The sequence below is a fragment of the Peribacillus sp. SIMBA_075 genome (assembly GCF_046534585.1).
Map to the genome: position 1 here is coordinate 1 of NZ_JAWRYN010001215.1, position 250 is coordinate 250.

The 250-nt window shown below is 31.2% G+C and carries 1 pseudogene; it reads right to left on the reverse strand.

Going from position 1 to position 250, the window contains the following annotated elements:
• A pseudogene (locus SB775_RS32185) lies at positions 1–250 on the reverse strand (AimR family lysis-lysogeny pheromone receptor); the annotation flags it as partial.

Here is a 250-nt window from a genome sequence, read left to right on the forward strand (position 1 = left end):
AGTAACTCTTTTTGTAATTTGTAGACATTTGCCCATTCTTTGCTTTCTGCATTTGTAGAACTTTGCAATTTTTCAATTAATTCTTCGGTGAATTCATTAAGATTATTAGATGAAGCGTACTCCAACCCATGTCTAGCTAATTGCTTACGTGGATCTGTATTTAAAACAAACCTTTGTATTAATTCACTTTCATTTTGTGGAAAAACAAAACGAACAATTTTTAATAAGGAGTTAAAGCTCTTAAGGGGTC